Source organism: Rodentibacter caecimuris (assembly GCF_001019715.1).
GTDB classification, from domain to species: domain Bacteria; phylum Pseudomonadota; class Gammaproteobacteria; order Enterobacterales; family Pasteurellaceae; genus Rodentibacter; species Rodentibacter caecimuris.
Genome location: NZ_BBXJ01000001.1, coordinates 1,113,452 through 1,122,377, shown reverse-complemented (window position 1 = coordinate 1,122,377; position 8,926 = coordinate 1,113,452). Strand labels below are relative to the sequence as shown.

Here is an 8,926-nt window from a genome sequence, read left to right as displayed (position 1 = left end):
AATTAGCAATCCAGTAGGGATTTTGGTTTTCCAAGCAAATCAGCAATAGCCATTACTAGGCTATCAACCTGATCGTCGTGGGCGTGACTATCTGTTGCGGTAAATGCTTCACATTCTGCAACGAAGTCTTTTACCCAGTAAGCATTTTCAGGTAAACACACATAACCGCTTTCGATATACCCTTGAACACCAAGCACTCGAGTATATTTATCGGCATCAACCTGAATAGCCTTAATTGGTATTCTTGCTTCACGCTGAATACGTTGAATCAACGATGTACCGCTTGCTTTATCCTCAATGTTTACACGAGAGAGATAACCAGTATTTCGAATTGATTTTTGATGATTCCAAACATCCTTGAGTTTTTGCTCAAGTTCGGGGGCCTCCCACTTACCTCGAATCAGATCAAGAATATAAACTTTTCCATCAGCCCCCTTGCCGGCAACGAGAAATACGGAGTAGTCGTTGTGTTCTTTTGCTTTTTGAGCCGTATCAGCGTAAATACCTTTAATTTTAATAATCGGCGGTACTTGATAACGAGGGAACCAAGCCCCTTTGATTATGCCTCCACCTTTACTTGTAGGGCGTTGTTGATACAAGGCGTTCCAAGTATGAGAACCCACCGCTTTTTTTATCTTGATCAAACGTTCTAAATTAAATCGTTCAGGATGTAACGGCTCCCCCTCTTTGCGAAATTCTTCATCTTGTTCGGCAATTGCGGGAAAAGAAACAATTCGCCACTGATCGCCGTCTTTTTTCATTTCTTCAATAAGCCGTCCGGCTAGATCGTCTTCGTGCCATCTTGTCATTCCCAGCAGAACGCCACTATTGGGCGACAAACGGGTATAAAGTGTCGTAGTGTACCAATCCCACACGCTATCACGCACGGTTTGAGAATTGGCTTCTTTGGCATCTTTTACAGGGTCGTCAATAATTGCTATATCAGCCCCCATACCTGTGATACCTCCACCCACACCGGCAGAACGATATGCACCACGGTGTCCTGCTATTTCAAAAATCTCGCTATTGCGTAAAGGCTGACCGGATACAGTTGCAATACGCTTTTCATTTAATGATGAATTAGGAAAAATACCGTGATAACTTTCATCATCCATTATTCGCTGCACATCACGATTCATTCGGCTTGCAAGATCGGCAGAATAGGAACAAGCAATAATCTGTAAATCAGGATCTTTACCAAATACCCATGCAGGGAAACGGCGACTAAATAATTCACTTTTTCCGCTACGGGGCGGAGCAAATATCATTAATCGAGGCTGCTTACCCGCTTTTACATCTTCATAGAATTGCTGTAACTCTTTGGCTACGATTTCATTAAACCACCCCGTCACAAAGTCGGGTTTCGTCTCAAGGGTAAAATCAAATAGATTACGCCTCGCTAACTCCAAATTCAGATTGTTTATGTTTAAGCTTTCTAAGAAGTCTAAGTTCATCATCAGAATATACCGAAAGATCGATTTCCTTTTTTACTTCGATTTGTACCGCACTGCCATCTACACCAGAGACTTCTTGTATTTGCTTATCCCGCCATTTATCAGGCTGTCTGTTTTTGAGCCAAAAAATAGCTGATGTTGGATCGGGTGGATAATGCTTAATTAACGGCGTTTCGACAATTTTATTTTCAATCACCCGAATATCAATATCAGGAGCTTCATAGCCTAATGCTCTTTTATAGAGACTATTTGCTACATTTGCATCTGCTAATAACTTCCCTTTTTTTATGGACTCCAAGAATTCAGGATATTCAATTTTCCAGTTATTGATGGTAGATTCAGCAACTTCAAAAAAATCTGCTATATCTCTATCTGTTGCCCCAAGTAAACACAGTTTTTCAACTTGGATTACATACTCCGGTTTATATTTTGTAGGCTGCCCACGCCCTTTAGACGTGGATTTTCCTTTCACGTCCAGCATAGAAAATCCTTAAAACAAATCCCCCTAAAAAATTTGGGTAGTTATTTTTCTTTCCCATTTTCCACCGCACTTTTTCTTGCCTCTACATATTCCCGAATCCCTTCAACCTTATTGCCGCATAACTTTAACTCTTGTTTAAGCAACAAGGCATACTCCACCGTTTCCCCAAAAGTTGAACCGTGAAATGTTGGCTGCATACAAGGTGCGAGCAAACTCACCGGTGGTGAAAAAGCAATCGTACGATACTCAATTTCAGGCTTACTTGCGCAATTCGTTAACAACACCGGCAGGCAAAGTAACATCGCTACATTGATTACTTTCCAGCATTTTTTTAATAGATTGAATTTGCGCATAACTTTGTTCCCGAATCGTTTGTTCTTGCTCTAAACGCTTTTCAGCTATTTTGCGTTGCTCGCCAACATCTTCATGTAATTCGTCAATAATCTTGTCCCGCTGAATCACTTTCTCGTGCAACGAATTAATCACCGCAGATTGACGCTCGATATTTAATTTATTTGCGTGTTGTATATAAAGTAACGCCATAACAAAGATGGCGACAAAAAATACCGCAATCTTATTCAGGTGCTTGAAACCGTAAGCCAATAGATTTGCACTGAGTTTTTTAATAATAAACATCCACCACATCAAGACACCTCAAACATCGCTTTCTCGCGTTTACGCCGATTGAGTAAACCTTGTGACACTCGCCCACCGGCATTTTTCCAAACAAGGAATTGTTCCGCTGCGCCTTTATAATCGCCGGCATTGAGTTTTTTCACCAGCGTTGAACGGGTAAAAGCACCTTCGCCAATATTAAATGCAAGGCTAACAAGTGCATCAAACTGATTTTGAGTGAGGGAAACTTTAACGGCAGAAATGACCGCACGTTCAAAACGCTTTAAATCCGCAATCAAAATCTCTTTGGATTTTTCTTTCGTAATTGTCATTCCACGTGAGACCGATTTTCCATCCACAAATCCGGTATGCCCGACACCAATCGTCCAAACCCCAACAATGTCAGGATATGCAGTTAATTTCTCACCCTCTGCCTGACGAATAAATTCAATTCCTTTTTCACTAATTTTCATCTTTAATCCCCAGTTTAGACACGAAGAAACCGCGCCAAATTGCATTAAGCACTGCGCCCCCACCGTAACCAGCAAGTCCAGCACCAACACAGGTAAGCTCAAGCCCTAAACCGGAATATAAACATAACAATCCACCAATCCAACCGGCAAACATAGATACAACCACTTGGCATAAAAAAAGCCCCACGCTAAAGTGGAGCTTTCCGGCTTGAATATCACTTGCATATTTCGCTACGCCGGCAAATAACCCAATAATCACCAAAGGGAGCCAGCGTAAAAAAGATTCCCAGCTATTTGGATCTTTAGTCGGCATAATAAAACCTGTTATATAAAAAAGCCCAGTTATCAAACTGAGCTTGTAAGTTATCTCATCAATTAATTTTTAATTCGGTCGAGCCTTAAGCTCACGGAAGCACTGAAAAATTAGATATGTACACTTTCTAACCCTCTCCACCGATAGCGTCTAGCACTAGCCCCGTCTTTCCTTCTTTACATTTCTAAAACGAATTTCAATACATCGGAAATATTTTCAAATTCCGTTTTTTGATTTTGTGATTTAATTAAAGTGATTTTATAATTCCCGTTAATATCTGCCGCATTGAGTTCAGAAATTTTCTCATTTTGGCTGATATAGTCTAAAATTGCTTTGTCTAAATCATCTTCCCAAATGGTATCAAATGATTGTCTAAATAAATCGACAGTAAACTCAAATTTTTGCTTTAAATAATCAACATCAAGAATAATATCAGCTCCCATAAAGCTATCAGCAGGATCTGAAAGCACAATCTTAATTTTCATTGAGCCTTTGTAATCAGCCTCTACTTGTAGTGGAGAATTCACTAAGACAGATTTATTGATAGAAAATCCTTGCTCATTAAGAAAGTAAATCGCTTCGTCACGTATTGAAGAAACAACTTGCTTTTTCTTCTCAAGCAAAACAGCTAAACGATGTTCAAATAATGCATTGCTATCCGCTTTTAAATCAGCGAGCTTTTTTCGTTTCTCAAATGACATAATTTGTCCTTATCTAAATGGACGAATAATAAACGGTTATAGATTAATTCATCTCAAATAAAAAGCCCTGACGGGTTAAACCAATCAGGGCTACTAAATTCATTCGGTGAACATCAGTTACACAACGACCACCATATACTGAAATAGTATATCAAGTTATCAAGATAGTCAATAAGTGATTTTAATATTTTTTGCATTTTCTCGACCAGTTCGCAACAATACAAAACCAGTTACAAGCAATTCGTGAATTATTGATTTTGCAAACATCAATTCTTTTTCAATTTTTCTACGCATAGTAAGCGCGCTAGGCACTCGAATATTTGGTTTACCTGCACAAGGCTGCATTTGAATCTCTCCGCAATTTTCACGTAGTTTATTGGCAATAAAATTTACAGTACGTTTATTTACGTAGTAAGCAAACAAAATAAAATGTAAAATTCGGTCATTTTTTACAAAGAATTGTTCCACAACCTGACTAATCATAACTCCTTCATCATCATTACAAATTGGCTCACTGGGCTCAGCCGGAATTACCGATTGCATTAATCTAGCGATAATATTCACTTGAGCCTTATTAAGCCTACCGGAACGCACCCAAGCTCCCCATTTGTACATCCATTCATCAACAAATCGTTCTTGCTCACTTGTTAAAGTTAAATCGCTAAATTTACGCATCAGTCATCCCTTTAATTTGTTCTTTGTAATACTGAATAATTTCTTTGCAATCTTCGATCGTGTACTTTTTCGGATCGTGGTCTTGGCGTTCTAGCCATTCCACTTTATCTGCACCGATTTTCTTCACAAGGTTGATTCGATATTCAATTACATTTCCGCTTTTATGGTCATTACAAGGCGCACACTGCTTATGTACATTGAGTTCACAAAACCGTAATTCAGGACAAGCCCCTACACTCCGATAATGCCCTGCGTGCCATTGCCCTTGATGATAGCGACCACAACTGATACAAGGCTCGTCTTTATCCCTCAGACGAATGAATTTATTAAATACCGATTGCGCCTCTTTCAGCCATTCTGAGCGACTTTTTAATTTAACCTTACGTTCCCTTAGCCTTTGCATCTCCGCTTTCTCTCGGGCTTTCTGTGAGTTATTTCGAACGAGCTCTATTGCGCATTTTGGAGAACAAGCCTTTTGCATTGAGTTAAACGGAGTAAATTCTTTACTGCACACTTTGCATTTCTTCGGTTTGAGTAGTTTAATTCTCATTTTTCCTCGCTAAAAAAATGCATATAACTGATTAATCACATTTTCATCGGTTGTATTACCGAAAATATTTTTGAGTGCTGCATTGATTAATGCGGAGTAACACTTTTCAAATTCGTCTTGTTCCATGTTGCCGTAGCTCAAAGATTGTGCCTCAATCCGTACATCACCTTTGATGTTGTAAGTGGTTTCATAAAATCCGGCTAACACAGTTAAATGCTTACGGAACGTGTCAAATTGCTTGCGTTCGTCAAAATACTGCCACTCGGTTTTATCAACCGACCAATGCTCAAAACAGAAATTAAAAAAGGCGAAAACCTTACGATGAAATGCCGGATTACGAACTTGCTTAATTTCAATTTCGTATTGCTCGCCGTTGCGGAACTTCTGCAAGGCTTCGGCTTCCGTTTCATTTGCCGGCACAAAAGTTCCCCCCGGTAACTTCGTCATCTGAAATTTAGCCACAATACCCACCGCACTTTTTCAATTCTTCCAACTTAAACCAACCGCAAGACTTCGTGCGGTTTAAACTACAATCCCGACTGACATTCGGGAATCGTCCCGTGTAATGGCCGGCACAGCGAAAGGGTTCATCTTCAAACCACCCCAATTCATCACCGACACTGCAATCCTCAATCTCACCACCGCATTTAGGACATAGGTATTTACTCATCAAAATTCATCCTTTTCCGTTTTTTTATAACGTGGTTGTTTTTTATCCGGCTTACCCATTTCTGCTCGTCGTTCAGCCTCTAATTGATCACATTCAAACATCGCACCAAATTTCTGATCGACATAAACCTTACCCGTTCCACCGTGGCGATTTAATCTCACCATCACCTCCGTCAAATACGGATCGGCATTTTCGTTGTAAACCGATTCTTTATATAAACCGAACCAATAATCACACTCTTGCTCAATTTGCCCTGTATCACGACTATCACTCGGCAGAGGGCGCTTATCCGCACGACTCTCAAGGTTGCGGTTTAATTGTGTAAGGAGTAAAACCACACAATCCATTTCGCGTGCAAGATTTTTTAATTCTTTGGTAATTTGCCCATAGGCTAAATCGTTTCGCTCGGCTTTCTCTGCTTTCATCAAGGTGAGGTAATCGACGCCAATCAAACCAATTTCTCCCCGTTCACGCTTAATGCGGCGACATTCATTGCGGATGTGCGCCATTGATACTCCCGGTGTGTCATCGATATAAAGTAAATCACCATTGACTAAATCGCCTACAGCACTTGCCACCTTATTGTTAAACGTTTCAGGGTAAAGATGATATTTCTCGTTAAACGCCTCCTCATTCTGCTGTGATTCATAAAACGCATGACTATTCACGTCCGCACGTTTACTGATCATCCGTTCAAAAATGGCTTTACCGGACATTTCAAGGCTGAATAACAAAACGGGTTTCTTCTCATTCAAAATGCAGTTTTCCGCCATCAACGAATAAAACGCCGTTTTACCGCACTTAGGGCGTGCGCCCACAACAGCAAGGGATTGTCTAACTAACCCTTTTGAGCCAAGTAAGCGATCTAAATCCGAAAGCCCGGAACTTAATCCACGCACCGATTCAGGATTAAGCAAGCGTGTTTGATAGTCGTTCAACCAGTCATTTCCGACATCACGACCACGACGTAGCCCTTGAACTTTGCCCTCTCTTGAATAATCCGCAATTTCAGACATTAAACGGCTAATCGTCTCCAAACGTGCTTCAACCGGCGCACCGTTTTGTTCAAAAATTAATGCCTCACAATCTTGCAGTTTCGACAAGGTAAAACGTTTCACCGCCTCAGAACGTACGATTTCAGCGTACGCTTTCACATTTCCGGCGCTTGCCGTATTGTTGGATATTTCGGCAAGATAAGCGAAGCCGCCCACGTCTTCACTGATACCTTTCGATTTCAAACTATGCTCAAGTGTGAGTAAATCAATCGGCTTGTTCGCTTGCGCCAAGGCTCTCATCTCTGCAAAAATTCGCTGATGGGCGTAAGTGTAAAAACTCTCCGGCTTGAGCATGCCAAAAATCGGATTGGTTCGTTCATTCACACCCGCAAGCATTAATGCCCCGAGAACCATCTGCTCGGCTGTTACATCGTGTGGGATGATTTTCACGGTTCCTGTCGTCATTACAGCGCCTCCTCCCGAACCCGTAGCACAATATCGGCACGGATGGCAAAATCAAAATTTGCCCGCCAACCCCGATCGTTTTCGCCCCAATGATGCGGTTTCATTGCCTCGAAAAACGCACGGAAATAATTCGCCGCACATTCCGCCGTTGGCGCTTTCAATTCACCAAGAAATTTTTTGATTGCCCGCTTTCGCTTGTCGTTGATTTTTTCCACGAATGGCAATTGTCCACCACGATTTTCGTTTTCGCTGTTCCAACATTCTGCGATTTGGTCAAAATTAATTTTTTCTCCAACACGACGTGGGCTTTTCGCCAAGGATTTGCCGTCAGGCAAATTCTCCCCTTGGGGGATAATGGGGGTATTTATTTTTTCTTTTGTAATAGTTTCTTTTGTGTTCCCTACTTTTTCGGGATACCCATTCCCTACTTTTTCGGGAATTAAATCCCTATTATTTCGGGAACTCCCTACTTTTTCGGGATTAACCATTTCCCACTTAAAAACATCTAGATTTACACCAGTTTTCTTGCCAGACTCAAATAAAACCCGCTCTTTAATCAATTCTTTTCTTGCTGCCGAAAGTTGATTGATATGGTATTTTGTCGGTTCAATATTCATCATTTCGCAGACTTGTGAATGTGTAAACCAATCACTTTCTTTGTGCCAAGAGAGTGTTTTAAGAATAGTGGCTAATAAGTAAGAGCCTTTCCAACCCAACACTTTTGAGCGTAAGATAGCTTTTAAAAGCTCATTCGGAATTGCCGTGAATCCATCATCAACACTCACTTTCTTTGCACCTTGCTGTTCTGTTTTTTGTTTTGCTACTTGTTGTAAACGTAGCTCTTCAATTCTCACAACGTTACTCATCATTCAACTCCTTAAAAAGCCTTTTGGATTGTTTATCAAGTTCATCAATTGAAATCCCCTGCTCAATTAACTGTTTTAATCGTTTTCGATATTCCAAGGCTTGCCAAAAAGGAGAATAATGCGTATAATCATTCCTGAATTTGGATTTATTTCTACACATAGGAAATCTCCTTATAGAATTAACCACGGTTGCAGCCGTGGTTTTTTATTGCCGTTTGTTTAATACAATCACACTCTCAATCGAAAGCTGCGTTGCCGATAGATGTTTGCTCAAGGCTTGACGGATTTTGTCTTCCTCGTGTGAGGTAATTTCACCGTCTTGCAATGCCTGCTCTAAGATTTTGTAAAGTAATCCGCGTGCAGATAATTCTTGAATCTGCAATAGGGATAACTCCGCATTGTCTAATTCATCTGTTGCTACATTCGGTACAAAACGACCACCAGATAATCTGCAAATCTCATCGGTAAAATCCATTAAGCCGTACTCTTGCTGAATAGCGATTAACTCTTCCGTCTTAAATCGCTGCCCTTTCGTCTGATAGAGCCGATTGTTCAGCTCACTTTCAGAAAAACCAAGAAAGCCCGCGACCGCACTTTTACCGCCCGGTACTTTCTCGATCATCTCAATAATCATTTTCTTCATCGCCATAATTTCCTGTGGTTTTTTA

General features: G+C 40.7%; 15 protein-coding genes. All 15 read right to left on the bottom strand.

Features of this window, described 5'->3' with window-relative positions:
• Positions 1 to 2 precede the first annotated feature (2 nt).
• Positions 3 to 1,457, bottom strand: coding sequence for a phage terminase large subunit (gene terL, locus PNEUHYL_RS05470; RefSeq protein WP_239690348.1), 1,455 nt, complete (start codon positions 1,455 to 1,457; stop codon positions 3 to 5).
• Positions 1,390 to 1,935, bottom strand: a complete 546-nt coding sequence (locus PNEUHYL_RS05465) for a hypothetical protein (RefSeq protein WP_059366215.1) — start codon at positions 1,933 to 1,935, stop codon at positions 1,390 to 1,392. Before PNEUHYL_RS05465 ends, terL begins: the two co-directional genes overlap by 68 nt.
• A gap of 41 nt (positions 1,936 to 1,976) precedes the next feature.
• Positions 1,977 to 2,237, bottom strand: coding sequence for an Rz1-like lysis system protein LysC (gene lysC, locus PNEUHYL_RS13965; RefSeq protein WP_419177291.1), 261 nt, complete (start codon positions 2,235 to 2,237; stop codon positions 1,977 to 1,979).
• A complete protein-coding gene (locus tag PNEUHYL_RS05455) occupies positions 2,194 to 2,580 on the bottom strand; it encodes a hypothetical protein (RefSeq protein ID WP_239690346.1) in 387 nt (128 codons plus the stop codon). The genes lysC and PNEUHYL_RS05455 overlap by 44 nt, the downstream gene beginning before the upstream one ends.
• Positions 2,580 to 3,023: a lysozyme gene (locus PNEUHYL_RS05450; RefSeq protein WP_059366212.1), complete on the bottom strand. Its 444-nt coding sequence runs from the start codon at positions 3,021 to 3,023 to the stop codon at positions 2,580 to 2,582. The genes PNEUHYL_RS05455 and PNEUHYL_RS05450 overlap by 1 nt, the downstream gene beginning before the upstream one ends.
• Positions 3,013 to 3,336 (bottom strand): phage holin family protein, encoded by a 324-nt coding sequence (locus PNEUHYL_RS05445; protein WP_059366211.1) that lies wholly within the window; start codon positions 3,334 to 3,336, stop codon positions 3,013 to 3,015. Before PNEUHYL_RS05445 ends, PNEUHYL_RS05450 begins: the two co-directional genes overlap by 11 nt.
• A 176-nt stretch (positions 3,337 to 3,512) precedes the next feature.
• Positions 3,513 to 4,037 carry a hypothetical protein gene (locus tag PNEUHYL_RS05440; RefSeq protein WP_059366210.1) on the bottom strand — a complete coding sequence of 175 codons (525 nt, stop codon included), beginning with the start codon at positions 4,035 to 4,037 and terminating at the stop codon, positions 3,513 to 3,515.
• A 168-nt stretch (positions 4,038 to 4,205) separates the two neighbouring features.
• Positions 4,206 to 4,712 (bottom strand): antiterminator Q family protein, encoded by a 507-nt coding sequence (locus PNEUHYL_RS05435; protein ID WP_059366209.1) that lies wholly within the window; start codon positions 4,710 to 4,712, stop codon positions 4,206 to 4,208.
• On the bottom strand, positions 4,705 to 5,262 hold the full coding sequence (locus PNEUHYL_RS05430) for a recombination protein NinG (RefSeq protein WP_059366208.1): 558 nt from the start codon (positions 5,260 to 5,262) through the stop codon (positions 4,705 to 4,707). The genes PNEUHYL_RS05435 and PNEUHYL_RS05430 overlap by 8 nt, the downstream gene beginning before the upstream one ends.
• A gap of 9 nt (positions 5,263 to 5,271) precedes the next feature.
• Positions 5,272 to 5,709, bottom strand: coding sequence for a DUF1367 family protein (locus PNEUHYL_RS05425; RefSeq protein ID WP_174435486.1), 438 nt, complete (start codon positions 5,707 to 5,709; stop codon positions 5,272 to 5,274).
• Positions 5,710 to 5,716: 7 nt separating this feature from the next.
• Positions 5,717 to 5,932 carry a hypothetical protein gene (locus PNEUHYL_RS05420; protein ID WP_059366207.1) on the bottom strand — a complete coding sequence of 72 codons (216 nt, stop codon included), beginning with the start codon at positions 5,930 to 5,932 and terminating at the stop codon, positions 5,717 to 5,719.
• On the bottom strand, positions 5,932 to 7,392 hold the full coding sequence (locus PNEUHYL_RS05415; protein ID WP_059366206.1) for a replicative DNA helicase: 1,461 nt from the start codon (positions 7,390 to 7,392) through the stop codon (positions 5,932 to 5,934). Before PNEUHYL_RS05415 ends, PNEUHYL_RS05420 begins: the two co-directional genes overlap by 1 nt.
• Complete coding sequence (locus PNEUHYL_RS05410) at positions 7,392 to 8,261, bottom strand: replication protein (protein ID WP_239690345.1); 870 nt, start codon at positions 8,259 to 8,261, stop codon at positions 7,392 to 7,394. Before PNEUHYL_RS05410 ends, PNEUHYL_RS05415 begins: the two co-directional genes overlap by 1 nt.
• A complete protein-coding gene (locus PNEUHYL_RS13410; RefSeq protein WP_157888085.1) occupies positions 8,251 to 8,418 on the bottom strand; it encodes a hypothetical protein in 168 nt (55 codons plus the stop codon). Before PNEUHYL_RS13410 ends, PNEUHYL_RS05410 begins: the two co-directional genes overlap by 11 nt.
• Positions 8,419 to 8,463: 45 nt before the next feature.
• On the bottom strand, positions 8,464 to 8,907 hold the full coding sequence (locus tag PNEUHYL_RS05405; RefSeq protein WP_059366204.1) for a YmfL family putative regulatory protein: 444 nt from the start codon (positions 8,905 to 8,907) through the stop codon (positions 8,464 to 8,466).
• Positions 8,908 to 8,926: the final 19 nt, after the last annotated feature.

Coding starts and splice junctions, on each gene's coding strand:
- terL (WP_239690348.1), bottom strand. CDS start 1,457: ATGATGAACTTAGACTTCTTAGAAAGCTTAAACATAAACAATCTGAAT.
- PNEUHYL_RS05465 (WP_059366215.1), bottom strand. CDS start 1,935: ATGCTGGACGTGAAAGGAAAATCCACGTCTAAAGGGCGTGGGCAGCCT.
- lysC (WP_419177291.1), bottom strand. CDS start 2,237: ATGTTACTTTGCCTGCCGGTGTTGTTAACGAATTGCGCAAGTAAGCCT.
- PNEUHYL_RS05405 (WP_059366204.1), bottom strand. CDS start 8,907: ATGGCGATGAAGAAAATGATTATTGAGATGATCGAGAAAGTACCGGGC.
- PNEUHYL_RS05455 (WP_239690346.1), bottom strand. CDS start 2,580: ATGTGGTGGATGTTTATTATTAAAAAACTCAGTGCAAATCTATTGGCT.
- PNEUHYL_RS05440 (WP_059366210.1), bottom strand. CDS start 4,037: ATGTCATTTGAGAAACGAAAAAAGCTCGCTGATTTAAAAGCGGATAGC.
- PNEUHYL_RS05450 (WP_059366212.1), bottom strand. CDS start 3,023: ATGAAAATTAGTGAAAAAGGAATTGAATTTATTCGTCAGGCAGAGGGT.
- PNEUHYL_RS05410 (WP_239690345.1), bottom strand. CDS start 8,261: ATGATGAGTAACGTTGTGAGAATTGAAGAGCTACGTTTACAACAAGTA.
- PNEUHYL_RS05425 (WP_174435486.1), bottom strand. CDS start 5,709: ATGACGAAGTTACCGGGGGGAACTTTTGTGCCGGCAAATGAAACGGAA.
- PNEUHYL_RS05420 (WP_059366207.1), bottom strand. CDS start 5,932: ATGAGTAAATACCTATGTCCTAAATGCGGTGGTGAGATTGAGGATTGC.
- PNEUHYL_RS05445 (WP_059366211.1), bottom strand. CDS start 3,336: ATGCCGACTAAAGATCCAAATAGCTGGGAATCTTTTTTACGCTGGCTC.
- PNEUHYL_RS05415 (WP_059366206.1), bottom strand. CDS start 7,392: ATGACGACAGGAACCGTGAAAATCATCCCACACGATGTAACAGCCGAG.
- PNEUHYL_RS05435 (WP_059366209.1), bottom strand. CDS start 4,712: ATGCGTAAATTTAGCGATTTAACTTTAACAAGTGAGCAAGAACGATTT.
- PNEUHYL_RS13410 (WP_157888085.1), bottom strand. CDS start 8,418: ATGTGTAGAAATAAATCCAAATTCAGGAATGATTATACGCATTATTCT.
- PNEUHYL_RS05430 (WP_059366208.1), bottom strand. CDS start 5,262: ATGAGAATTAAACTACTCAAACCGAAGAAATGCAAAGTGTGCAGTAAA.